The sequence below is a fragment of the Streptomyces chattanoogensis genome (assembly GCF_001294335.1).
GTDB classification, from domain to species: domain Bacteria; phylum Actinomycetota; class Actinomycetes; order Streptomycetales; family Streptomycetaceae; genus Streptomyces; species Streptomyces chattanoogensis.
In genome coordinates this window covers 680,763-703,721 of sequence record NZ_LGKG01000001.1, presented here as the reverse complement: position 1 = coordinate 703,721, position 22,959 = coordinate 680,763, and the positions used below count along the sequence as shown (strand labels likewise).

Here is a 22,959-nt window from a genome sequence, read left to right as displayed (position 1 = left end):
GGCGGACGCCCCTGCCGCCTTACGGGAGAGGTGATCGATCTCACCCGGCGCCTCTCCCCCGCCTCCTCCCGACCCCGGCTCCCCTCACCCCTTGTCCAGATACTGCTCCCGTTCGTCGTCCAGCAGGGCGGAGAGGGCGATCCTCAGCTCGGGGTAGCCGGCGAGCTCGGGATCGGCGGTGACGACCGCGGTGGCCTCCTCCCGGGCGGCCGCGATGACCTCCTCGTCGTCGATGACCGCGAGCATCCGCAGCGAGGAGCGGACACCGGACTGCGCCTGGCCCAGGACGTCGCCCTCGCGGCGCTGCTCCAGGTCGATACGGGAGAGCTCGAAGCCGTCGAGGGTGCCGGCGACGGCCGCCAGCCGGGCGCGCGCCGGGCTGGCCTCGGGCATCTCGCTGACCAGCAGGCACAGACCGGGGGCGGAACCGCGGCCCACCCGGCCGCGCAGCTGGTGCAGCTGGGAGACGCCGAAGCGGTCCGCGTCCATGATCACCATGGCGGTGGCGTTCGGGACGTTCACACCGACCTCGATGACGGTGGTGGCGACCAGCACGTCCAGCTCGCCGGCCGCGAACTTCCGCATCACCTCGTCCTTGTCGTCCGGTGCCATCCGGCCGTGCAGCACCGCCACCTTCAGACCGGCCAGCGGCCCCTTGGTGAGCTGCTCGGCGACGTCCAGCACCGCGAGCGGCGGCCGCTTCTCCTCGATGTCCTCCGGTGAACCCCCCTTGGCCGCACCGGAGTTGGCGCCCTTCTTCCCCTTGGGCGCGTCCTCCTCGTCGCCGATCCGCGGGCACACCACATAGCCCTGATGCCCGGCCTCGACCTCCTCGCGGACCCGCTCCCAGGCGCGCGCCAGGAAGTGCGGCTTGTCCTTGGCGGGCACCACATGGCTGGCGATCGGCGAGCGTCCGGCGGGGAGTTGGTCCAGTACGGAGGTCTCCAGATCGCCGAAGACGGTCATCGCGACCGTGCGCGGAATGGGTGTCGCGGTCATCACCAGGAGGTGCGGCGTCTGCTTCTCCTTCTGCGAGTTCCCCTTGCCGCGCAGGGCGTCGCGCTGTTCGACGCCGAAGCGGTGCTGTTCGTCGACGACGACCAGGCCGAGGTCGTGGAACTGCACCTTGTCCTCGATCAGGGCATGGGTGCCGACGACGATCCCGGCCTCGCCCGTGACCAGATCGAGCAGCGCCTGCCGGCGGGCCGCGGCGCCCATGGAGCCGGTCAGCAGCACCACCTTGGTGCCCTGCTCGGCGCCGCCCAGCATGCCGCCCTCGGCCAGCTCGCCCATCATCTCCGTGATCGAGCGGTGGTGCTGCTGGGCCAGCACCTCGGTGGGCGCGAGCATCACCGCCTGGCCGCCGCTGTCGACCACGCCGAGCATGGCGCGCAGCGCGACCATGGTGTTGTGGGTGACCGTGAAGTGGTCGGTCACATAGGCGTGGTCGGGGTGCGCAACGCTGATGCACTGGACGGGTTTGCGGCCGACGTGCTCGATGGCCTCGATGGCGCGGCGGAAGCCGGTGCTGCCGATGGACGCCTCATCCGGCAGCGCCACGTGGACGTCGCACGCACCGTCCCGTACGGGGAGGAGCCGGGCACAGCCGCCCAGGGACCGCACCAGCCATGCGAGGTCGTCGGCCAGGGGCACGGGCACCGCGCGACAGACCGTCTGGCCCCCTGCGGGCCGCCCTCCGGCGTCCAGCAACCCTCGCAGCACGGCCAGCCGGTCCTTGACGGACGCATGGCGATACGCGTCCGGCACCCGGTCGTCCGGGCTGCCGCCGTCGCCCCCGAGCCGCCGGCCCACCAGATAAGGATCCAGCGGCCGGTCCCCGCCGTCGTCGAGGTCCACGGGCACGGCCGCCGCGATGGACCACTTGGGCCGTCCGTCAGCCGTCAGCAGATCGCCCCGCAGCTCGCGCGTCGTCAGCACCCGCTCCCCCGTACCGCGGGCCCTGACGATCCACAGATGCTCGTCATCGCACTCCACCGTGCTGCCGTCCGACAGCACCAGCCGCCACACCTCCCGCTCCCCCTGCGGGAAGACGCCGTCCACGAAGGCGCGCTCGCCGGACGGCACCACGACCTCCGTACCGACCGCCATCTCCCCCATCGGCCGGAAGCCCCGCGGTGTCAGCACCAGGGCGTCCAGCGGCTGGGCCTTGCCGGAGCCCACCTCGCCCTGGAGGAGGCGGTGCATGGGGTGGCTGGTGGCCAGGTCGCCGAAGATCTCCCGGCTGACCTTCTGCTGGCCTTCGGTCAGGGTGAACGGCAGCTTGGCGTCGAAGGCGTCGAGCAGGCCGTCCTTCTTCACCGTCCGCGGGGTGGCCGGGAGTTGGGTCTCGGCCAGGCGCCGCCGGGCGAGCGCCACCTGGAGGACGAATGCCTCGTCCCACTTCAGCCGGGCGCGGGCGTCGGCGATCTCGGCCTTGGTGCGTGGCCGGTGGATCTTCCGCAGGGCGTCGGGGAGCGGAATCAGGTCGCGGCCCTCGCGCAGCGCGTCCGGCAGCGGATCGACGGCGTCCCCGGCGCTGGGCAGCACCGCGTCCACCGCCTTGGCGATCTTCCAGGAGGCCATCTGCTGGCAGGCAGGATAGATCGGCATCAGCTGGTTGGCGAAGGCATCGACGGCGGCGGCCCCGACCACGCCGTCCTTGTCGAGCAGTTCGTATTCGGGGTGGGCGAGCTGCAGTTTGCGGTTGAAGACGGAGACCTTGCCGGCGAACATCGCGCGGCGGCCGGGCAGCAGCTCCTTGTGCGGTTTGTGGATGCCCTTGCCGAAGAACACCAGCCGCAGCCGGCCGCTGCCGTCGGTGAGGGTGACCTCCAGGCGCTGTCCCCGGCCGGCGTTGAACGCGTGCACCCGGGCGTCGGCGACCTGGGCGACGACCGTGACGTGTTCGTCCAGCGGGAGGTCCGCGAGGCGGGTCAGTTCACCGCGCTCCGCATAGCGCCGGGGGTAGTGGTGCAACAGATCGCCGACCGTATGCAGGCCGAGGTGTTCGGCCAGCACCTTCGCGGTGCTGCCACCGAGAATCTTCTTCAGGGGTTCGTCGAGCGCTGCCACGCACCTATTGCACACCACAGGTCTGACATCGGGGGATCCGCCGGACCCCGAAGCGCGGTGATCCCCTCGCCCGGCGCCCTCACTCCACCCCGATGAGCAGCGGCACCGCGTACTGCCCGCCCTCGTAGACCACGGTGTCCACGGCAAGATGGCGCTCGCGGACATGGCGTTCCAGCCGCTCCCCGAGGGTGTCGGGAACGTCCGCGCCGAGGACGAGGGTGACCATTTCCCCGCCGGCGGACAGCATCCGGTCGAGCACGGTCGTCGCGGTCGCGGTCAGGTCGGCGCCGATCACCGCGACATCGCCGTCGATCAGGCCGAGGACGTCCCCGGCCTGGCAGACGCCGGCCATGGTCCACGACTGGCGCTCGGCGACGGCCAGCTCGGCGTAGCGGGTGGCGCCGGCGGCCGCGGTCATGGCGACGACGTCCTCGTCGAAGCTGCGGCCCGGCTCGTGGACGGCCAGCGCGGCGATGCCCTGGACCGCGGAGCGGGTGGGGATCAGGGCGACCCGTACGCCCTCGGTGCGGGCCTGTTCGGCCGCGGCCGCGGCAGTGTGCCGCAGCTCGGTGTCGTTGGGCAGCAGCATGACCTCGCGGGCGTGCGCCTGGCGGATGGCCTGGACGAGTTCGCCGCTGGCGGGCGGCTCCCCGGGCCGTACGGAGACCGTGGTCGCGCCGGCCTCGGCGCACAGCCCGGCGAGCCCGGGGCCCGGTACGACGGCGACGACGGCCCGCGCCGCCATCTCGGGCTCCTTGGTGCGGGGGGTACCGGCGAAGTGCGTGATGCGGATGCGGTACGGGCGGCCGGCCTCGATGCCGGCCTCCACGGCGGCGCCCGCGTCGTCGACGTGCACATGGACGTTCCACAGGCCGTCGCCGCCGACGACGACCAGCGAGTCGCCGAGCCCGTCGAGACGGGTGCGCAGCCGGGCCACTGCGGAGTCGTCGGCCTCCAGGAGGTAGATCACCTCGAAGGCGGGGCCGCCGCCGTCGGGGGCCGCGCAGCCGTCCGCCCCCGTGGCCTCGGGGCCGCCCGCCTCGGGGAGCGGGTCATCGGCCCGTACGGTGACGGGCGCCGAGACGTCCCCGGACAGCGCGTCGGCGAGCGCACCGAGCAGGGCGACCAGTCCGCAGCCGCCGGCGTCCACGACGCCCGCCCGGCCGAGGACCGCGAGCTGACCGGGGGTGGCCTTCAGGGCGGTGCGGGCGCCGTCGTGGGCGGCCCGCGCGACGGTGGCGGCGTCCCCGGTGGCGCGTTCCGCGGCGTCCGCGGCGGCGGTGGCCACCGTCAGGACGGTGCCCTCCACCGGGTGCGCCACGGCCTCGTACGTCGATGCGGCGGCCCGGCGCAGCGCCCGGCGCAGCGCCTCGGCGGGGCCGTCGTCGCGTGCGTCCCTGTCCGGCTCGTCCCCGGCCGTCAGGACCTCCGTCATACCGCGCAGCAGCTGGGCGACGATCGTGCCGGAGTTGCCGCGGGCGCCGATGAGGGCGCCGTGGGCCATGGCACCGATGGCGTCGGCGAGACGGGGGGCGGTGCCGGTGGAGGCGTGGCCGTCGAAGGCGGCCTCGACGGCGCGCGTGGCCGATTCGAGGGTCAGATAGAGGTTGGTGCCGGTGTCGCCGTCGGCCACCGGGTAGACGTTGATGGCGTCGATCCGCTCGCGCTCCCGGCCGAGCGCCTCCAGGGCCAGCCCGCACCAGGCGCGTACCGCGGCGGCGTCGAGCGGGTACGGCACATCGTCCTCCTGGATCACGGGATGCACCGCAGAGTAGCCGCGCTCCGGCCGGGCGGCCGGGGCGGGTGCCGGGAGGCGCATGGTAGTTTCGTTGTGCGGGAGCGGTCGTTGTATGCTGCTCCGGTTGCCCGATGAAAATCGGGCCATTTCCTCTCCTGGCGACGCCGGTCGGTCAATGCACTCGGCCCGTCAGGATTTCACCGTAAGTGCATCTGAAGTCTTTGGAGTGACCCGTGGCTGCCAACTGCGACGTCTGCGGCAAGGGGCCGGGCTTCGGCAAGAGTGTCTCGCACTCGCACCGCCGTACCAACCGTCGTTGGAACCCCAACATCCAGACGGTCCGTGCGGTGGTCGGGCGCACGCCGAAGAAGCTGAACGCCTGCACCTCGTGCATCAAGGCCGGCAAGGTCTCGCGCTGACGCCTTCGCCGTAGCGCAGCCCAGCCGGTTGCTTGTGAAGCCGGTCCACCGTCGTGGTGGACCGGCTTTTGCCGTTCCCGGGGCGGGGTTCAGCCCCGCAGGCGCCAGCCGTGGTCGACCGGCCCGATGCCCGTGCCGAGCCGGAAACCGGCCGCGATCGCGCCGGTGACGTACTCCTTGGCCGCGGCGGCGGCCTGCGGCACGGTGTCTCCCTTGGCGAGCTGTGCGGCGATCGCGCTGGCGAGGGTGCAGCCGGTGCCGTGGGTGTGCCGGTTGTCGTGGCGGGGGGCGCGCAGCCAGTGTTCCTCGGTGCCGTCGGTAAGGAGGTCCACGGCGTCCCCGGAACCGGCACCGGCGGCCAGGTGGCCGCCCTTGACGAGCGCCCAGCGCGGCCCGAACTCCAGCACCGCGGCAGCGGCCCGCCGCATATCGGCCTCCTCCCGGACGTGTACGCCGGTGAGCTGGGCGACCTCGTCCAGGTTGGGGGTGGCGACGGTGGCGGTCGGCAGCAGCTCGGTGCGGACCGCGTCCAGGGCGCTCTCGGCCAGCAGCGGATCGCCGTGCTTGGAGACGCCGACGGGATCGATGACGACCGGGACGTCCAGGCCGGCGAGGAGTTCCGCGACGGTCTCGACGAGCCCGGCCGAGGAGAGCATCCCGGTCTTGACGGCCTGAACGCCGATGTCGTCGACGACGCTGCGGAACTGGGCCCGTACGGCCTCGGCGGGCAGCTCCCACGCGCCCTGCACACCGAGCGAGTTCTGCGCGGTGACGGCGGTGAGCACGCTCATACCGTGCGTGCCCAGGGCCAGCATCGTCTTGAGGTCGGCCTGGATGCCGGCGCCGCCGCCGGAGTCGGAGCCGGCGACGGTCAGCACGCGGGGAGGTGTGGGCATACCGCCGAATCTACTCGCCCTCCCGTCACCCGACCTCCACCCCCAGAAGACGCCGCTACCGCGCCGCCCCCTCTACTCGTTGTCCCCGAAGTGGTCCCAGCCGGCCTTCGCCCAGGGGGCGCCGTCCACGGTGACCTGGGGCAGCGCGGACGGGTTGAGGACCTCGCCGATGACCTTCCACCGCGCGGGCAGCTTCACGTCCGGCGGGAAGGTGGCCACGATGGCGTGGTCCTCGCCGCCGTTGAGCACCCACTGCATCGGGTCGACGCCGACGGCGGTGCCGATGTCGGACATCTGCGAGGGGATGTCGATGGCGGCGGAGCGCAGATCGATACGGACCTTGCTGGCCTCGGCGATGTGCCCGAGGTCGGCGACCAGCCCGTCGCTGACGTCCGTCATGGCCGTGGCGCCGAGTCCGGCGGCGGCGGGGCCCGCGTGGTACGGGGGCTCGGGCCGGCGGTGCGCCTCGACGAAGGCGCGCGGCGAGCGGAAACCGCGGGCGAGCACGGCGTGCCCGGCGGCGGACCAGCCGAGCCAGCCGGTCACCGCGACCACATCGCCGGGCTGGGCGCCGCCGCGGGTGACCGGTTCGGCATTGCGCAGATCGCCGAGCGCGGTGATGGCGACGGTGATGATCTCGCCGCGTACGACATCGCCGCCGACCACCGCGGCGCCGGCCACCTGGCATTCGTCGCGCAGCCCGTCCATCAGCTCGGTCGCCCAGGTTGCGGGGAGTTCCGCGGGGACGACCAGCCCGAGCAGGATCGCGGTGGGCACCGCGCCCATGGCCGCGATGTCGGCGAGGTTCTGTGCGGCGGCCTTGCGGCCGACGTCGTAGGCGGTGGACCAGTCACGGCGGAAGTGCCGGCCTTCCAGGAGGACGTCGGTGCTGGCCACCACCCTCCGGTCGGGCGCGGTGACCACCGCGGCGTCGTCCCCCGGCCCGATGCGTACGGCCGGGGTGGAAGTGAGCCGGGCGGTGAGCTCCTTGATCAGCCCGAATTCCCCCAGCTCGCCCACGGTGCCCTTCATGCTGTTGCCCTTCCCATGCGTACGGACCGTCCGTACTTGGCTGACGACTGCGCCGCACTCGCCGCTTTCACCGCGCGGGTCTCCCCGCTCCGCACGGTGACGCGGTACCGTGGCGTCCCTTCTTCCCACATGATCCCGGTAGCCGCCCTGGAGGTCCCGTGGTACAGGCGTACATCCTGATCCAGACCGAGGTCGGCAAGGCCTCCGCCGTGGCAGAGGTGATCGCGAAGATCCCCGGCGTGCTGCAGGCCGAGGACGTGACCGGACCCTATGACGTGATCGTGCGGGCGCAGGCCGACACCGTGGACGAGCTGGGCCGCATGGTGGTCGCCAAGGTCCAGCAAGTGGAGGGCATCACGCGGACGCTCACCTGCCCGGTGGTTCATCTGTAGTTCCCCCGTATGCTCGGCCGGGTGATGTCCGTGCGCCGCCCGTACCTGGCCCTTCCTTCGCTGCTCACCGTGCTGTTCGCGGCGGCGGGCTGCGCTTCGCCGGATGTCGCGGTGCCCTCCCCCCAGGGCGGCGCGGCGCGCCACTGCCGGGCGCTCCACAAGGAGTTGCCGAAGACCGTGGACGGGCTGCGGCGCGGTACCGCCGAGCCCGTCTCCGACTTCACTGCCATATGGGGCGATCCTGCCGTGACACTGCGCTGTGGAGTGGCCAAGCCCGACGTTCTGACGTACGGGAGTGAACATTACAACCCCAGGGCGGACGCGGCGGAGGTCGACGGCGTCCAGTGGCTGTTCGAGAAGCAGGACGACGGTTACCGCTTCACGACCGTGCTGCGCAAGGCCTATGTCGAGGTGACCGTGCCGGGGAAGTACGCCCCCGAGGTCAATGTGCTCACCGACCTCGCGGGCGCCGTCAAGAGGACCGTTCCGACGGGCGTCTAGAGCCGCTCAGCGCAGCCCCGTGGAGCGGGTCAGCGCGGCCTGCAGCAGCCGGTCGATCAGCTCCGGGTAGCTCACACCGCTCTCCTGCCACATCCGCGGGTACATCGAGATGGGCGTGAAGCCGGGCAGCGTATTGATCTCGTTGATCACGAACTCGCCGTTGTCCTGCAGGAAGAAGTCCGAACGCACCAGGCCCTCGCAGGAGGCCGCCTCGAAGGCCTCGACGGCCAGCCGCTGCACCTCGGCGGTCTGCTCGGGGGTCAGCGGGGCGGGCACGATGCCGTCGGCCGAGTCGATGTACTTGGCCTCGAAGTCGTAGAAGTCGTGCGCGGTGACGGGCGGGATCTCGGCCGGGACGCTGGCGCGCGGGCCGTCCTCGAACTCCAGCACCCCGCACTCGATCTCGCGGCCGCGCAGCAGCGCCTCGACGATGACCTTGGGGTCGTGGCGGCGGGCCTCCTCGATGGCGTCGTCCAGGCCCGCGAGGTCGTCGACCTTGGTGATGCCGATGGACGAACCGGCCCGTGCGGGCTTCACGAACAGCGGCCAGCCGTGGTCGCCGGCGAAGTCGACGATCTTCTTGCGGGCGGCCGCAGGGTCCTGTTCCCACTCACGGGGGCGGATGACCTCGTACGGGCCGACGGGCAGCCCGAAGGAGGTGAACACCCGCTTCATGTAGTCCTTGTCCTGGCCGACGGCGGAGGCGAGGACGCCCGAGCCGACGTAGGGGACGCCGGAGAGCTCCAGCAGGCCCTGGAGGGTGCCGTCCTCGCCGTAGGGGCCGTGCAGGACGGGGAAGACGACGTCGACCTCGCCGAGGGCCTTGGGCACCGAGCCGGGCTCGGTGTAGACGATCTCGCGGTTGGTCGGGTCGACCGGGAGCACAACCCCGCCCTCGGTGGACTCGGCGAGCGCGGCCACGGTGGGCAGCTGCCGGTCCGCGATGGCCATCCGCTCGGGGTCGTCGGCGGTCAGCGCCCAGCGCCCGTCGGTGGTGATGCCGATGGGCAGCACGTCGTACTTCTCGCGGTCGATGGCGCGCATGACGGCGCCGGCGGTGACCACGGAGATGCCGTGCTCGGAGCTGCGGCCGCCGAAGACGACGGCGACGCGGGGCTTGTGGGAGGAGGTCTGGCTGCTCATAACGCGTTGAGAGTACCTGCTGGGTGGCCGGGAGTCAGTGCTCGGCACCGGGTCGTACCGCCGGACGGGCCCCGGCCCCTTCAGTGCCTCTCCGGCTTGGCGGTGCGCGACATCAGGTCCTTGAGGGCGAGCATCGGCGGCTTGCCCTCGTGGACGATGTCCACGACCGTCTCGGTCAGCGGCATGTCGACGCCGTGCCGGCGGGCCAGATCCCGAACGGACTCGCACGACTTGACGCCCTCGGCGGTCTGCTTGGTGACCGCGATGGTCTCCTCCAGCGTCATGCCGCGGCCCAGGTTGGTACCGAAGGTGTTGTTGCGCGACAGCGGCGAGGAGCAGGTGGCGACCAGGTCTCCCATGCCGGCCAGGCCCGCGAAGGTGTGCGCGTCGGCGCCCATGGCCAGGCCCAGGCGGGTCGTCTCGGCCAGGCCCCGGGTGATCAGGGACGCCTTGGCGTTGTCGCCCAGGCCCATGCCGGTGGCGATGCCGACGGCGAGCGCGATGACGTTCTTGACCGCACCGCCCAGTTCGCAGCCGACCACGTCGGTGTTGGTGTACGGGCGGAAGTACGGGGTGTGGCAGGCGGTCTGCAGCCGCCGGGCGACCGCTTCGTCGGCGCAGGCCACGACCGCGGCGGCGGGCTGGCGGGCGGCAATCTCCTTGGCGAGGTTGGGGCCGGTCAGCACTGCGACGCGAGCGGCGGGAACCTTGGCAACTTCCTCGATGACCTCGCTCATGCGCTTGGCAGTGCCCAGTTCGACACCCTTCATGAGGGAGACCAGGACCGTGTCGTCGGCCAGCAGGGGCGCCCACTCGGTGAGGTTCGCGCGCAGGGTCTGCGAGGGGACGGCGAGGACGGTGAAGTCCGCGTCACGGGCCGCTTCCGCCGGGTCGGTGGTGGCCCGTACGGACTCGGGGAGGGTGACCCCGGGCAGGTAGTCGGGGTTGGTGCGGCCGGTGTTGATGGCGTCGACGACGCCCGCGCGGCGCCCCCAGAGGGTCACCTCGCATCCCGCGTCGGCGAGCACCATCGCGAATGCGGTGCCCCAGGACCCCGTGCCGAAGACGGCGCAGCGCGTCACTTGCTGTCATCCTCCTGTGCCTGCGGGGTGCTTCCGGCCCGCTCGGTAGCGGCGACGGCCCCGCCCCGGCCGGGCTCCATGAGCGCGTCCGTGGCGGCCTTGGCGGCCTCTCGGGCGGCGCGGCGCTCGCGGGCGATGGCCTTGCGGTAGTCGTACGGTTCGGCGGGCGCGGGCTCGTCGCGCAGCAGGGCCAGCTGCTCGGTGATCGCGGCCATGATGGTCTCGGTGACGGCGCGCAGCACCTCGGCGGTGGGCTCCTTGCCGTAGAACTCGCTCAGGTCGACCGGCGGGCCCGCCTTCACCCTGAGTGTCTTGCGCGGGAAGAGCCGGAGCTTCTTCTCCTTGGCGTACGGCGGCATCACCGCATTCGCGCCCCACTGGGCGACGGGAATGACCGGTGCCTTGGTCAGCAACGCCACACGTGCGGCACCGGTCTTGCCCTGCATGGGCCACATCTCGGGGTCGCGGGTGAGGGTGCCCTCGGGGTAGAAGGCGACGCACTCGCCCTTGTCGATCGCGGCGACGGCGGCCCGGAACGCGGTGGCCGCGTCGGTGGTTTCCCGGTAGACGGGGATCTGTTCGAGGCGCCGCATCATCAGTCCGACAAAGCCGCTCTTGAAGAGCCCGGACTTGGCGAGGAATCGCGGAACCCGTCCGGTGTTGTACTGATAGTGCGCATAGGCGAGCGGGTCGAGATACGAGTTGTGGTTGACCGCGGTGATAAATCCGCCGTCAGCCGGAATGTGCTCCATTCCCTGCCAGTCCCGCTTGAACAGAACCAAGAGCGGCGGTTTGCAGATGACCGCGGCCAAGCGGTACCAGAAGCCGATTCTGCGGCGGGACACTTGGACACCCTCCTTGTGGGACCTGCGAAGCTGCGCCGGGCCGGCAGCCGCACAAGTGTCGCTCCGGGTACCCGCTATGTCGAGAACACCGTAACCCCGCCGCTGTCGGTCGACGGCGGGTGCGGGCGAGAATGCTGCGGATGACAAGAGACGGAGCGGATGCGGGCTGGAGCCTGGTCGTGCCGCTGAAACCCCTGGTGCGGGCCAAAAGCAGGCTCGCAAAGGCCGCCGGTGAACGCTTCCGGCCGCAGTTGGCCCTCGCATTCGCCCTGGACACCGTGTCCGCCGCGCTGGCCTGTGACGATGTGCGCGATGTGGCGGTTGTCACGGACGATCCGGAGGCCGGGGAGCGGCTGGCGGCCCTGGGGGCGCGCATCGTGCCCGACACTCCGGGCCGCGGGCTCAACGCCGCGCTTGCGCACGGTGCGGACGCGGTACGGGCGCGCCGCCCCGGTGCCCCGGTGGCGGCGCTGAACGCCGATCTTCCGGCGTTGCGTCCGGCCGAGCTGGAACTGGTGCTCCATTCCGCCGCGCTATTTCCCCGCGCATTTCTCGCGGATGCGGCGGATATCGGGACAACACTTCTCAGTGCGACTTCCGGCGTGGAATTGGCACCGGCATTCGGCGGCGCTTCGCGGGCGCGTCACCTGGCGTCCGGGGCGCGGGAGATCACCGCGCTCGAGGTGCCGTCGGTGCGGCGGGATGTGGACACCGGTGAAGATCTGCGGGCGGCGCTGGCGCTGGGCGTGGGGCCGCATACGGCGCGCCAGGCGCCGCGGCTGGCGTTCGGTGCCCGCACAGGCCCTCAGAGCCTGCCGTCCGGCGTCAGAGCGTCTGGAGCGTGATGAGGACGATCCGCCGGCCGTCGCCCGCGCCCTCCGCGCCCGCTTCGGCGCCGTCGCCCCCGCCCGCCTCACCCGCGAACTCGATCCGCACCCGCTGACCAGGGCGCAGCAGCCGCAGCCCGCCCGCGTCGAACGCCGCCGCGTCGAAGGGCAGCGGGGTGCCGTCGTCCAGCAGCACGCTGCCGGAGCGAGTGGCGTCGTCGTAGGTGTACGCGGTGGCCTGCATGGGAGAAAGCCTAGTTCAGGGCCCTGCCGTGAACGCACCGCGGGCCGGGCTCCCCGAAGGGAGACCGGCCCGGCGCTTGGCGTCGCCGCTGTTCACCGCTTGCGGGCGGTGGTCTTCTTGGCGGTGGTCTTGCGCGCCGTGGCCTTCTTGGCGGGCGCCTTCTTCGCCGTCGCCTTCTTGGCGGGGGCGGTCTTCTTCGCGGTGGCCTTCTTGGCCGTGGTCTTCTTCGCCGCCGTCGTCTTCTTGGCTGCGGCCTTCGCGGGTGCCTTCTTCGCCGTCACCTTCTTCGCGGTGACCTTCTTCGCGGGTGCCTTCTTCGCCGCGGCCTTCTTCGCCGTCACCTTCTTGGCAGCGGCCTTCTTGGCAGCTGCCTTCTTCGCGGCGGCCTTCTTCACCGTCGGGGCGGCCGCGCCCGTCAGGCTGCCCTTGGGGGCCTTCTTGACGGCAACCTCGCCGCCCTTGGGGAGCTTCTTCGAGCCGCTCACCAGGTCCTTGAAGCCCTGACCGGCGCGGAATCGCGGCACCGAGGTCTTCTTGACCCGCACGCGCTCACCCGTCTGCGGGTTGCGGGCATAGCGGGCCGGACGGTCGACCTTCTCGAACGAGCCGAATCCGGTGACCGAAACACGGTCGCCGCCGACAACTGCACGGACGATTGCGTCCAGTACCGCGTCCACCGCGTCCGCGGCGTTCTGGCGGCCGCCGAGCTTGTCGGCAATGGCTTCTACGAGCTGCGCCTTGTTCACGTCTTCCCCTTCGGAGACATTGCTGGAACGAAAGTTTCCAAGCTTTTTCGCACGTTAGGCAGATACATACCGCAAATCAAACACGAAACGGGCTAATCACCCTTGTGCCGCAACAATCTCGACCTTCACGGACTTGAGTCGCGGTGCACATCTTCGGGATAACGACCTTCATCGAGGTCTTCCATGAACCACTCCAGACGCCTTGCCGCGTCCGCAAGATCGTGTTTAGCCGCGGCCGTGATGACGAGCAGCTTCCGGGTCAGCGCCATCCGTACGCCCTCCGGGACTTGCAGTGTCCGCACTCTTGCGTGTGCGTCCTTGAGTCGGTCGGCGACGAACCCGTAGAGCTCGAGTTGGCCGTCGCGTTCCATGCGCTAATTGTGCCATCTGCGGCGAGTTGTCGCTTCACGGGGCCTCAACAGCCGCCTCAGCAAGCCGAAGCGCCCCCTGCCAACTGCACAGGGGGCGCATCGTACGCAATAACTCTTTGAGCCAAAAACCCGAGGTCAGGCCTCGAGGTCAGACCTCGAGGGTCCGCGGTTTGAACGACGGGCGATTCGCCTCGTACGTCACGATGGACGACTCCTCCCGAAGGGTGAGGCTGATGTCGTCCAGGCCTTCGAGCAGCCGCCAACGGGCGTTCTCGTCCAGCTCGAAGTCCGCCGTCAGCTTGGAATGTCCGGGAGCCTCGGCGCGCACCTGCCGCCCGACCAGGTCGACCGTCACCTCGGCGGTGGGGTCGGCCTCCACCAGCTTCTGCAGCCGGTCGACGGTCTCCTGCGGCAGGACCACCGTCAGCAGGCCGTTCTTGAGGGAGTTGCCGCGGAAGATGTCCGCGAACCGCGAGGAGATGACGGCCTTGAAGCCGTAGTTCTGCAGCGCCCAGACGGCGTGCTCACGCGACGAGCCGGTGCCGAAGTCGGGGCCCGCCACCAGGACGGTGGCACCCTTGTACACCTCCTGGTTGAGGACGAAGGCCGGATCCTTGCGCCAGGCCTCGAACAGCCCGTCCTCGAAGCCGTCGCGGGTGACCTTCTTCAGCCAGTGCGCCGGGATGATCTGGTCGGTGTCGACATTGCTGCGGCGCAGCGGGACGGCCCGGCCGGTGTGGGTGGTGAAAGCTTCCATGGTTCAGACTCCCGCGGGCGTGGCGACGGCTGCGTCGGACAGGTCGGCCGGTGAGGCCAGATGGCCGAGAACCGCCGTTGCGGCGGCCACCTGCGGCGAGACCAGGTGGGTGCGGCCGCCCTTGCCCTGGCGTCCCTCGAAGTTGCGGTTGGAGGTGGACGCGGAGCGCTCGCCGGGCGCCAGCTGGTCGGGATTCATACCCAGGCACATCGAGCAACCCGCGTGCCGCCATTCGGCGCCCGCCGTGGTGAAGACCTTGTCCAGGCCCTCGGCAACGGCTTCGAGGGCGACCCGGACCGAGCCGGGCACGATCAGCATCCGTACGCCATCCGCGATCTTGCGCCCTTCCAGGACCGACGCCGCCGAGCGCAGGTCCTCGATACGGCCATTGGTGCACGAACCTACGAAGACGGTGTCCACGGTGATCTCGCGCAGCGGCTGACCTGCGGTCAACCCCATGTATTCCAGGGCCTTTTCGGCGGCCAGCCGCTCCGAGGCGTCCTCGTACGAAGCCGGGTCGGGGACGCTTGCCGAAAGCGGCGCGCCCTGGCCGGGGTTGGTGCCCCAGGTGACGAAAGGCGACAGGGAGGCGGCGTCGATGTGCACCTCGGCGTCGAAGACCGCGTCGTCGTCGGTGCGCAGCGTCTTCCAGTAGGCGACCGCGGCGTCCCAGTCCTCGCCCTTGGGGGCGTGGTCGCGGCCCTGGAGGTAGTCGAAGGTGGTCCGGTCGGGGGCGATCATGCCGGCCCGCGCACCCGCCTCGATCGACATGTTGCAGATGGTCATCCGGGCTTCCATCGACAGCTTCTCGATGGCCGGGCCGCGGTACTCCAGGACATAGCCCTGGCCGCCGCCGGTGCCGATCTTGGCGATGATCGCCAGGATGAGGTCCTTGGCGGTGACACCCTCGGGCAGCTCGCCGTCGACGGTGATCGCCATGGTCTTGAACGGGGCCAGCGGCAGCGTCTGGGTGGCCAGGACGTGCTCGACCTGGCTGGTGCCGATGCCGAACGCCAGGGCGCCGAAGGCTCCGTGGGTGGAGGTGTGACTGTCACCGCAGACCACGGTGGTGCCGGGCTGGGTCAGTCCCAACTGCGGTCCCACAACGTGGACAACGCCCTGCTCGACATCGCCCAGCGGGTGCAGCCGCACGCCGAACTCCGCGCAGTTCTTGCGCAGCGTCTCCAGCTGGGTGCGCGAGACCGGGTCCGCGATGGGCTTGTCGATGTCGAGGGTCGGGGTGTTGTGATCCTCGGTGGCGATGGTCAGGTCCGTACGGCGCACCTGGCGGCCGGCCTTGCGGAGGCCGTCGAACGCCTGCGGGCTGGTGACCTCGTGCAGCAGGTGCAGATCGATGAAGAGGAGGTCGGGCTCGCCTTCCGCGCGCCGGACGACATGATCGTCCCAGACCTTCTCCGCGAGTGTCCGTCCCATCGCTTTCCCTCCGGCCGGCCGCTGTGCCGGCCTTGCTCGTCCATGCGCGGTGCCCGCGGAAATCCCCTTGACGGGCGCGACGCCGGGCCCTGGTCGAGGGCCACACCTACAGACTGACGACTTCCCTGGAAAATTGAACTTGCGTTTCACAGTGTGAGACGTGAGTATCGTTGCATGGACAACTCTAGCGGCGTCGGCGTTCTCGACAAGGCGGCTCTCGTACTGAGCGCTCTGGAGTCCGGTCCGGCCACCCTCGCCGGGCTGGTCGCGGCGACAGGGCTTGCACGACCCACGGCCCACCGGCTGGCCGTGGCTCTGGAACACCACCGGATGGTGGCGAGGGACATGCAGGGCCGGTTCATCCTGGGCCCGCGGCTCTCCGAGCTGGCCGCGGCGGCCGGCGAGGACCGCCTCCTGGCCACGGCCGGACCGGTGCTGACCCACCTGCGCGATGTGACGGGCGAGAGCGCCCAGCTCTATCGCCGGCAGGGCGATATGCGCATCTGCGTGGCGGCGGCGGAACGGCTGTCCGGACTGCGGGACACCGTCCCGGTCGGCTCCACGCTCCCCATGAAGGCGGGCTCGGCCGCCCAGATCCTGATGGCCTGGGAGGAGCCGGAGCGGCTGCACCGCGGCCTCCAGGGCGCCCGCTTCACGGCCACCGCCCTGTCCGGCGTACGGCGCCGCGGCTGGGCCCAGTCGATCGGCGAGCGCGAGCCCGGCGTGGCGTCCGTCTCCGCCCCCGTACGCGGCCCCTCCAACCGCGTGGTGGCCGCCGTGTCCGTCTCCGGCCCCATCGAGCGGCTGACCCGCCACCCGGGCCGGATGCACGCGCAGGCGGTCATCGACGCGGCCGCCCGCCTCTCCGAGGGCCTGCGGCGGAACGGCTGACGGCGACGCCCCGGCCCCGTACGGATCGTCCGTACGGGGCCGGGGCCTCTTCACGGGCCGGAAACACTGCACGGGGCCGACTTCCCTGCAGATCAGGCAGCCGGGCCGCTCAGCCGCCCGCGGGCACCCCGCGACGGAGCGGGCCGGGGCAGGAGCCGTTGCCGGTTGCGGTGCTGCCGTGCACACCGCGACCGACCCCCTGGCCGGGTCAGGCGGCCAGCCGCTCCGCCGCCCGCTCCCCGCGGCGGCCGACCGGCACCACTCCGCGGACCGCCCCCAGGCCGAAGGGCGGCATGTTGACGTAGATGCTCTCGTACGAGCCCGCCGGGACGGCATAGGTCTCGTGCCAGACGCCGACCTTGCCCCGGCCCGCCCGCACCCGCCGGTTGAACGCCGCCCAGGCCGGCCGGTGCTCGCCGCCCTGGTCACTGGCGTACGCCAGCAGCTTCTCCTTCGATTCCCAGTACTGCAGCGCGCCGAAGACCCGCAGGCCCGGCAGGGGCCGGTACCCGAGCAACCCCCGCTCCTTCTCCTTCCCCAGCTCCTTCATCATCCGCGGCATCGCCAGGAACACCGGCAGCCAACTGCGCACCGCCCACCAGCTGTTGACCCGCATCCCGATGAGGAAGACCACCGCCTCCCCGTCGCCGTCCGCCGTCATCCGCCCCTGCACCGGCTTACCGCCCATGACAACCCCCTTGGCCGCATTGGATAGCTGTTGGATAGCCTCGCTATCCATGTTTAGATAGTGACACTCTCCAATGCGAGATGCAAGGGGAACCGGAACGGGAAGCCGGAACGGGAAGCCGACGAGGAAAGGGCGCAGGCACGGTGCGACTGGCGGAGCTGAGCGAACGCAGCGGGGTGTCCACCCCCACGATCAAGTACTACCTGCGCGAACGGCTGCTGCCGCCGGGCCGCCGGATCACCGCCACCCAGTCCGAGTACGGCGAGGAGCATCTGCGCCGGCTGCGGCTGGTGCGGGCCCTGATCCAGGTCGGCCGGATTCCGGTGACCACCGCCCGCGAGGTGCTGGCCGCCATCGAGGACGACTCGCTCAATCACCACCACCGGCTGGGCGCGGCCGTCGAGGCGCTCCCCCACGGCCCGGAGGCCGACGAGACGGACCCCGCGACCGCCGCCGCCCGGCGCACCGCCACCGAGCTGCTGGAGCTCCTCGGCTGGCGCTTCAACCTCGAAGTCACGGCCGCCTCCCGGCCTTTCGGCATGCTCGTCGCCGCCATCGCGGCACTGGATCACCTCGGCTACGCCTGCGACACCGCGCATCTGCTGCCGTACGCCCGCCAGGCGGAACAGCTGGCGGTCTTCGACCTGGATCTGGTCGAGGAGTTCCCGACACCGGAGGGGCAGGTGGAGGCGGCCGTGGCCTTGACGGTGCTCTACGAGCCCGTACTGCTGAGCCTGCGCCGCCTGGCGGAGGCGGAGGAGTCCAACCGGCGCTTCGGCACCGACGGTTGAACGCGAGAAGGCCCCCCGCATGATGCGGGGGGCCTTCTTCTCTGTACCCCCGACCGGATTCGAACCGGCGCTACCGCCTTGAGAGGGCGGCGTGCTAGGCCGCTACACAACGGGGGCAAGTCTTGCTGCAGTTGAGATTCTCGTCTGCAGTTGAGCCTGTCGCGAGGACACGCTGCGCTGGGCTACCAGGACTCGAACCTAGACTAAATGAACCAGAATCACTCGTGCTGCCAATTACACCATAGCCCATGGTGGTTTAGACCAGTACCCCCGACCGGATTCGAACCGGCGCTACCGCCTTGAGAGGGCGGCGTGCTAGGCCGCTACACAACGGGGGCCCTAGCGATCCTCAACGTCGTCTCGTCCGGGAGCGACCCGAAGGAAACGGAGTGAAAGGATCTGTACCCCCGACCGGATTCGAACCGGCGCTACCGCCTTGAGAGGGCGGCGTGCTAGGCCGCTACACAACGGGGGCTTTGCAGATAAGCTCTGCGAGCTGGCCTACCAGGACTCGAACCTAGACTAACTGAACCAGAATCAGTCGTGCTGCCAATTACACCATAGGCCATCAAAGCGCAACCCCCGGTGATGGGGGTCTTGTTTGACTTGCGCTTCCCGGCCGGGCCTTTCGGCCCTCTCGGGCGGCGCAGGAAGAACATTACCTGATCGTGGACGGCGCACCAAAACCGATAACTCCGCGCAACAGCTCGGGCAGCTCCGCGAGGCTCCCGATGCGCCGTACGCCGGGCGGCGGCTCCTCCCCGCTGCCCGTACGGTCCAGCCAGACGGCGGTCAGACCGGCGTCCCGGGCCCCGAGCGCGTCGATGTCCAGCCGGTCGCCGACGTAGGCCACCTCGTGCGGCGGCAGGCCGAGGGCGTCGCAGGCCGCCAGGAACGCCTCCGGGGCGGGTTTGGCGTGTCCCAGCTCATCGGCGCACAGCACCGCCTCGAAGTAGCCGTGGATCCCGAGAGCGTCCAGCTTGCGCTCCTGACTGGCAGTGCCGGAGTTGGACAGCACCGCCTGCCGGACGAGGGGCGCCAGCGCCTCCAGGGCGGGCGCGGAGTCGGGGAAGAGCGTCCAGCACGCCTGGTAGTGCGCTACGTACCGCCCGAACCAGGCGTCCGCCTCGTCGTCGGACAGCGCCACCCCGAGGAACGTCCGGGCGCGCTCCCTGCGGTGCTCGGCGAACCCCAGCTCGCCGGCCAGAAAGCGGCCGAACTCGCACTCCATGGCCGCCTGCCACCGCGCCAGCGCCGCCTCCTCGCCACCGTAGGCCGCCGTCAGCCCCTCGGCCGCCAGGTGGCGCAGAACGCCGGCGCGGTCCGATCCCGTGTAGTCGAAGAGGGTGTCGTCGAGGTCCCAGAGGACGGCTTGGAGGGGCATGGGGCTTCAGTTCACCCAGTCCTTGAGCGGCTCGGTGTCGAGCTTGATGCCTACGGGGTCCGGGAGGGTCGCTGGCTTGCCGAATGGCACGATGACGGCCTTGTCGTAGCGGTCACCGTCGGGCTCCGAGTAGACCGTGACCTCGCAACTGTCGCGGTCGATCAGCAGGTAGACCGGGATGCCCGCCTCCGCGTAGGCACGGGGCTTCTCCCGGCGGTCCCGGCTGTCGGCGTCCCGGTCGAACGAGGTCACCTCGGCAGCCATCAGGACGGCTTCGGGCTCGCTCCACTCACCGTGCCCGGCAAAGGAGCCGGGCCTGGCGAGCGACGCGTCAGGGATCGCCCTGCCCTCGCGGTACGCCTTGATCTGGAGGCCCCTCTCGGCATACAGCCCGAGGTCGGGACGGTGCTGCATGCACACCTGCTGAAGCCACCGGATGATCTCGGCGTGGTCCCCGTCCGGCACTGCCTTGATCCCCAACCTTCCATTGATGAATTCCAGACGCAGCCCCTCAGCAGTCCGGGCGGCGAGACGAGCCAGCTCTTCAAATTCGCTCAGCAGCATGTGCGGCCGGTCGGCGAGCGCGGTCACGGTCAGCCCTCCTCTTGTCTCTGCCTCTATCACGGTCATTGTCCCCACCTTCCAGGTTGTAGTCCGGTCCTGGATACAACGAGGGCCCGGAAGCCGTACCGGCTTCCGGGCCCAGGTCACTCGTACGAGGATCAGACCGCCAGCTTCGCCAGCGCCGCGTCGATGCGGGCGACGGTGCGCTCCTTGCCCAGGATTTCCAGGGACTCGAAGAGGGGCAGGCCGACCGTGCGGCCGGTGACGGCGACGCGGACCGGGGCCTGGGCCTTGCCGAGCTTGAGGCCGTGCTCCTCGCCGGCGGCGAGGACGGCGGCCTTGAGGGGCTCGGGGCCGGCGGTCCAGTCGGCCTCGATGAGCTTGGCGCGGGCGGTGGTCAGCAGGGCCACCGGGTCGCCCTTCATGGCCTTCGTCCAGGAGGCCTCGTCCTCGACCGGCTCCTTGCGGAAGAGGAAGTCGACATTGGCGGTGATGTCGGACAGGACGGTCAGACGGGTCTGGGCGTGCGGGGCGATCGCCTCCCAGGCGGCCCGGTCGAAGTCCTCGGGCTCCCAGTTGGCGTACGGGGCCGTCAGCCAGGGCTCGCAGGCCTCGGTGAAGGCCTTCACGTCCAGCCGGCGGATGTGCTCGGCGTTGATCGCCTCGGCCTTCTTCAGGTCGAAGCGGGCCGGGTTGGCGTTGACGTCCGCGATGTCGAACTTCTCGATGAGCTCGGGGATCGTGAAGATGTCCTCGTCCGCGGAGAAGGACCAGCCGAGCAGCGACAGGTAGTTGAGCAGGCCCTCGGGGAGGAAGCCGCGCTCGCGGTAGATGTTGAGGCTGGCCTGCGGGTCGCGCTTGGAGAGCTTCTTGTTGCCCTCGCCCATGACGTAGGGCAGGTGGCCGAAGGCGGGGATCGCGGAGGCGATGCCCAGCTCGATCAGGGCCTTGTACAGCGCGATCTGGCGGGGGGTGGAGGAGAGCAGGTCCTCGCCGCGCAGGACATGGGTGATCCCCATCAGGGCGTCGTCGACGGGGTTGACGAGCGTGTAGAGCGGTGCGCCGTTGGCGCGGACGATGCCGTAGTCCGGGACGTTGTCCGGGGTGAAGGTCAGCTCGCCGCGCACCAGGTCGGTGAAGGTGATGGGCTCGTCGGGCATGCGGAAGCGGACGACGGAGGTGCGGCCCTCGGCCTCGTACGCGGCCTTCTGCCCGTCGGTCACCTCGCGGCACTTGCCGTCGTAACCGGAGGGCTTGCCGGCCTTGCGGGCGGCGTCGCGGCGCTCGTCCAGCTCCTCGGTGGTGCAGTAGCAGTGGTACGCGTACCCGCCGGCCAGGAGCTTGTCGGCGATGTCCTTGTAGCGGTCCATGCGCTCGGACTGGCGATACGGCGCGTTCGGGCCGCCGACCTCGGGGCCCTCGTCCCAGTCGAAGCCGAGCCAGTGGAACGAGTCCAGCAGCTGGTTGTAGGACTCCTCGGAGTCGCGGGCCGCGTCGGTGTCCTCGATCCGGAAGACCAGGCTGCCGCCGGTGTGCCGGGCGTAGGCCCAGTTGAACAGGGCGGTACGGACCAGGCCCACATGGGGGTTGCCGGTCGGGGAGGGACAGAAACGGACGCGGACGGGGGTCGCGTTAGCCACGCTTGATCACCTTGTTGGTGAGAGTGCCGATGCCTTCGATGGTGACGGCGACCTCGTCGCCGACGTTGAGCGGGCCGACCCCGGCCGGGGTGCCCGTGAGGACGACGTCGCCGGGAAGCAGCGTCATCGCCTCGGTGATGTGGACGATCAGGTCCTCGATCGGACGGATCATCTCGCTGGTGCGGCCGAGCTGGCGCTGTTCGCCGTTGACGGTGCACTGGATGGTCAGATCGCGGGGGTCGAGCTCGGTCTCGATCCAGGGGCCGAGGGGGCAGGAGGAGTCGAAGCCCTTGGCCCGGGTCCACTGCTGCTCGCGCCGCTGGACGTCACGCGCGGTGATGTCGTTGGCGCAGGTATAGCCGAGGATGACGTCCTTGACCCGCTCGCGGGGCACCTCGCGGCACATCCGGCCGATGACGACGGCGAGCTCCGCCTCGTGGTGCACCTCCTGGGAGAAGGAGGGGTAGGCGATGGGGTCGCCGGGGCCGACCACGGAGGTGGAGGGCTTGAAGAAGGTGACCGGGGCGTCGGGGACCTCGTTGCCCAGCTCGGCGGCGTGTTCGGCGTAGTTGCGGCCGATCGCGACGATCTTGTTGGGCAGGGTGGGCGGCAGAAGCCGGATCTTGTCCAGGGGGACCTTCTGGCCCGAGCGCTCGAATGCGGCGAACGGGTGTCCCTTGATGACGTCGAGTTCGTCGCCCTCGACCACGCCGAAGCCGACGTTGCCGTCGATGGAGAATCTGGCGATGCGCACGGGTTGCCGCTGCCCCTCATTGATCACTGGCCGGAGTTGACACTCCAGGCTATCGCGGGGGCGCGGCAGGCCCGCGCTGTGTATTACGCCGGTACGTCCTGCTCGGGCGCGACCATCAGGACGGTGCGGCGGGGGTTGGCCGTCTGGGCGGGCAGTTCGGCGGTGTGTTCCGGGGCCGCCGCGGTGGCGAGCTCGTCGGCGTCCTTGAGATGCGCCAGGGTGGTGCGCCGCGGGTTGGCTATGTTGCGGAACATCATCGTGGTCTTCACTGCTTCACGCCTCGCGTTGTGATCGTTGTGGTTGTGATCATTGTGTGGAGGACAAGGAAAAGGGCTTGCACCCGCATGCCTTGCCGTTGCTGCCTTATGGGTGCCCTTGTCGCATCGGGCAACCGTGTAAAGCGTCAGGCTATGCACGCCATTCCCTGCGAAGCCGTGGAGAAGTCCGCGATCTTCCTGTGAGTTTCCTCACGAGGGCTAGGACAAATGCCGCAATTCTCATGATCGCTATCCCGGGGCGAATCGGACATTGACGGATTGAAGCGCATGTTCCGCTCCCGATCACCGCACCTGGGACAGGGTTCCCGGCCGGTCGATTCGCTGGTAAAAGTCCGTTATCGGGGACCGAATCCTCTACATCCCGTCACACGCTCCGCACATTGCGTCACGCATGTCACAGGCATCCGCTCCGCTCTTGTTGGAGATCCGGCACTGTGCTGGAATTCCACGGACCGCCGCACGTTTCAGCC

24 protein-coding genes and 5 tRNA genes are annotated in these 22,959 nt (G+C 70.4%); 6 read left to right on the top strand and 23 right to left on the bottom strand.

Annotated elements, in window-relative coordinates; translation table 11 throughout:
- Positions 1 to 84: 84 nt before the first annotated feature.
- Together ADL29_RS03105 and ADL29_RS03100 are read right to left on the bottom strand one after the other, a co-directional pair.
- Positions 85 to 3,072, bottom strand: coding sequence for a helicase-related protein (locus ADL29_RS03105; RefSeq protein ID WP_053922169.1), 2,988 nt, complete (start codon positions 3,070 to 3,072; stop codon positions 85 to 87).
- A gap of 79 nt (positions 3,073 to 3,151) precedes the next feature.
- Complete coding sequence (locus ADL29_RS03100) at positions 3,152 to 4,810, bottom strand: DAK2 domain-containing protein (protein ID WP_053922256.1); 1,659 nt, start codon at positions 4,808 to 4,810, stop codon at positions 3,152 to 3,154.
- A gap of 233 nt (positions 4,811 to 5,043) precedes the next feature.
- Between ADL29_RS03100 and rpmB the strand changes: the two genes are divergently transcribed.
- Complete coding sequence (gene rpmB / locus ADL29_RS03095; protein WP_043266286.1) at positions 5,044 to 5,229, top strand: 50S ribosomal protein L28; 186 nt, start codon at positions 5,044 to 5,046, stop codon at positions 5,227 to 5,229.
- 89 nt (positions 5,230 to 5,318) lie between these two features.
- Here rpmB and thiD read toward each other — a convergent pair whose 3' ends face one another.
- Positions 5,319 to 6,125: a bifunctional hydroxymethylpyrimidine kinase/phosphomethylpyrimidine kinase gene (gene thiD, locus ADL29_RS03090; RefSeq protein WP_053922168.1), complete on the bottom strand. Its 807-nt coding sequence runs from the start codon at positions 6,123 to 6,125 to the stop codon at positions 5,319 to 5,321.
- Between the two features lie 72 nt (positions 6,126 to 6,197).
- Positions 6,198 to 7,157 carry a thiamine-phosphate kinase gene (locus ADL29_RS03085; protein ID WP_053922167.1) on the bottom strand — a complete coding sequence of 320 codons (960 nt, stop codon included), beginning with the start codon at positions 7,155 to 7,157 and terminating at the stop codon, positions 6,198 to 6,200.
- 158 nt (positions 7,158 to 7,315) lie between these two features.
- Here ADL29_RS03085 and ADL29_RS03080 point away from each other — a divergent pair, with 158 nt between their 5' ends.
- On the top strand, positions 7,316 to 7,549 hold the full coding sequence (locus ADL29_RS03080) for an Lrp/AsnC family transcriptional regulator (protein WP_046925812.1): 234 nt from the start codon (positions 7,316 to 7,318) through the stop codon (positions 7,547 to 7,549).
- A 24-nt stretch (positions 7,550 to 7,573) separates the two neighbouring features.
- Complete coding sequence (locus tag ADL29_RS03075; RefSeq protein WP_245689106.1) at positions 7,574 to 8,050, top strand: DUF3515 domain-containing protein; 477 nt, start codon at positions 7,574 to 7,576, stop codon at positions 8,048 to 8,050.
- Positions 8,051 to 8,056: 6 nt separating this feature from the next.
- Here the strand turns inward: ADL29_RS03075 and ADL29_RS03070 are convergent, their stop codons facing one another.
- The 3 genes from ADL29_RS03070 to ADL29_RS03060 form a co-directional block, all read right to left on the bottom strand.
- Complete coding sequence (locus ADL29_RS03070; protein WP_053922165.1) at positions 8,057 to 9,193, bottom strand: D-alanine--D-alanine ligase family protein; 1,137 nt, start codon at positions 9,191 to 9,193, stop codon at positions 8,057 to 8,059.
- An 80-nt stretch (positions 9,194 to 9,273) separates the two neighbouring features.
- Positions 9,274 to 10,275 (bottom strand): NAD(P)H-dependent glycerol-3-phosphate dehydrogenase, encoded by a 1,002-nt coding sequence (locus ADL29_RS03065; protein WP_046925815.1) that lies wholly within the window; start codon positions 10,273 to 10,275, stop codon positions 9,274 to 9,276.
- Complete coding sequence (locus ADL29_RS03060) at positions 10,272 to 11,120, bottom strand: lysophospholipid acyltransferase family protein (protein WP_046925816.1); 849 nt, start codon at positions 11,118 to 11,120, stop codon at positions 10,272 to 10,274. Before ADL29_RS03060 ends, ADL29_RS03065 begins: the two co-directional genes overlap by 4 nt.
- Before the next feature lie 131 nt (positions 11,121 to 11,251).
- Between ADL29_RS03060 and cofC the strand changes: the two genes are divergently transcribed.
- Complete coding sequence (gene cofC, locus ADL29_RS03055; RefSeq protein ID WP_107094868.1) at positions 11,252 to 11,965, top strand: 2-phospho-L-lactate guanylyltransferase; 714 nt, start codon at positions 11,252 to 11,254, stop codon at positions 11,963 to 11,965.
- On the opposite strand, the gene ADL29_RS03050 is transcribed toward cofC, so the two are convergent.
- The 5 genes from ADL29_RS03050 to leuC all read right to left on the bottom strand — a co-directional run bounded on the left by ADL29_RS03050 (position 11,946) and on the right by leuC (position 15,499).
- Entirely contained in the window at positions 11,946 to 12,191 is a 246-nt protein-coding gene (locus tag ADL29_RS03050) for a hypothetical protein (RefSeq protein ID WP_053922164.1), read from the bottom strand. The two genes, cofC and ADL29_RS03050, sit on opposite strands and share 20 nt — an antisense overlap.
- A 92-nt stretch (positions 12,192 to 12,283) precedes the next feature.
- A complete protein-coding gene (locus ADL29_RS03045) occupies positions 12,284 to 12,937 on the bottom strand; it encodes an HU family DNA-binding protein (RefSeq protein WP_053922163.1) in 654 nt (217 codons plus the stop codon).
- Between the two features lie 125 nt (positions 12,938 to 13,062).
- On the bottom strand, positions 13,063 to 13,308 hold the full coding sequence (locus tag ADL29_RS03040) for an SCO5555 family protein (RefSeq protein ID WP_046925819.1): 246 nt from the start codon (positions 13,306 to 13,308) through the stop codon (positions 13,063 to 13,065).
- Positions 13,309 to 13,456: 148 nt separating this feature from the next.
- Complete coding sequence (gene leuD, locus ADL29_RS03035; RefSeq protein ID WP_053922162.1) at positions 13,457 to 14,065, bottom strand: 3-isopropylmalate dehydratase small subunit; 609 nt, start codon at positions 14,063 to 14,065, stop codon at positions 13,457 to 13,459.
- A 3-nt stretch (positions 14,066 to 14,068) separates the two neighbouring features.
- Complete coding sequence (gene leuC / locus ADL29_RS03030) at positions 14,069 to 15,499, bottom strand: 3-isopropylmalate dehydratase large subunit (protein ID WP_053922161.1); 1,431 nt, start codon at positions 15,497 to 15,499, stop codon at positions 14,069 to 14,071.
- Positions 15,500 to 15,673: 174 nt separating this feature from the next.
- Here leuC and ndgR point away from each other — a divergent pair, with 174 nt between their 5' ends.
- Positions 15,674 to 16,390, top strand: coding sequence for an IclR family transcriptional regulator NdgR (gene ndgR / locus ADL29_RS03025; RefSeq protein WP_030414225.1), 717 nt, complete (start codon positions 15,674 to 15,676; stop codon positions 16,388 to 16,390).
- A 208-nt stretch (positions 16,391 to 16,598) separates the two neighbouring features.
- Here ndgR and ADL29_RS03020 read toward each other — a convergent pair whose 3' ends face one another.
- On the bottom strand, positions 16,599 to 17,078 hold the full coding sequence (locus ADL29_RS03020) for a DUF4188 domain-containing protein (RefSeq protein WP_211274233.1): 480 nt from the start codon (positions 17,076 to 17,078) through the stop codon (positions 16,599 to 16,601).
- A gap of 143 nt (positions 17,079 to 17,221) precedes the next feature.
- Between ADL29_RS03020 and ADL29_RS03015 the strand changes: the two genes are divergently transcribed.
- Positions 17,222 to 17,869: a MerR family transcriptional regulator gene (locus ADL29_RS03015; RefSeq protein ID WP_211274232.1), complete on the top strand. Its 648-nt coding sequence runs from the start codon at positions 17,222 to 17,224 to the stop codon at positions 17,867 to 17,869.
- 44 nt (positions 17,870 to 17,913) lie between these two features.
- Here ADL29_RS03015 and ADL29_RS03010 read toward each other — a convergent pair.
- From ADL29_RS03010 to ADL29_RS02965, 10 genes are all read right to left on the bottom strand, one after another.
- Positions 17,914 to 17,986 (bottom strand) — tRNA-Glu (locus ADL29_RS03010).
- Positions 17,987 to 18,046: 60 nt separating this feature from the next.
- Positions 18,047 to 18,118: transfer RNA gene (locus ADL29_RS03005), tRNA-Gln, on the bottom strand.
- Between the two features lie 16 nt (positions 18,119 to 18,134).
- Positions 18,135 to 18,207: transfer RNA gene (locus tag ADL29_RS03000), tRNA-Glu, on the bottom strand.
- A gap of 64 nt (positions 18,208 to 18,271) precedes the next feature.
- Positions 18,272 to 18,344: transfer RNA gene (locus ADL29_RS02995), tRNA-Glu, on the bottom strand.
- A gap of 21 nt (positions 18,345 to 18,365) precedes the next feature.
- Positions 18,366 to 18,437 (bottom strand) — tRNA-Gln (locus ADL29_RS02990).
- Between the two features lie 90 nt (positions 18,438 to 18,527).
- A complete protein-coding gene (locus ADL29_RS02985; RefSeq protein WP_053922159.1) occupies positions 18,528 to 19,253 on the bottom strand; it encodes an HAD family hydrolase in 726 nt (241 codons plus the stop codon).
- Positions 19,254 to 19,259: 6 nt separating this feature from the next.
- Positions 19,260 to 19,883: a Uma2 family endonuclease gene (locus tag ADL29_RS02980; RefSeq protein ID WP_245689105.1), complete on the bottom strand. Its 624-nt coding sequence runs from the start codon at positions 19,881 to 19,883 to the stop codon at positions 19,260 to 19,262.
- Between the two features lie 92 nt (positions 19,884 to 19,975).
- Positions 19,976 to 21,457 (bottom strand): glutamate--tRNA ligase, encoded by a 1,482-nt coding sequence (gltX, locus tag ADL29_RS02975; RefSeq protein WP_053922157.1) that lies wholly within the window; start codon positions 21,455 to 21,457, stop codon positions 19,976 to 19,978.
- Positions 21,450 to 22,211 (bottom strand): fumarylacetoacetate hydrolase family protein, encoded by a 762-nt coding sequence (locus ADL29_RS02970; RefSeq protein ID WP_046925826.1) that lies wholly within the window; start codon positions 22,209 to 22,211, stop codon positions 21,450 to 21,452. Before ADL29_RS02970 ends, gltX begins: the two co-directional genes overlap by 8 nt.
- Before the next feature lie 83 nt (positions 22,212 to 22,294).
- On the bottom strand, positions 22,295 to 22,480 hold the full coding sequence (locus ADL29_RS02965) for a hypothetical protein (protein ID WP_046925827.1): 186 nt from the start codon (positions 22,478 to 22,480) through the stop codon (positions 22,295 to 22,297).
- Between the last annotated feature and the right edge of the window lie 479 nt (positions 22,481 to 22,959).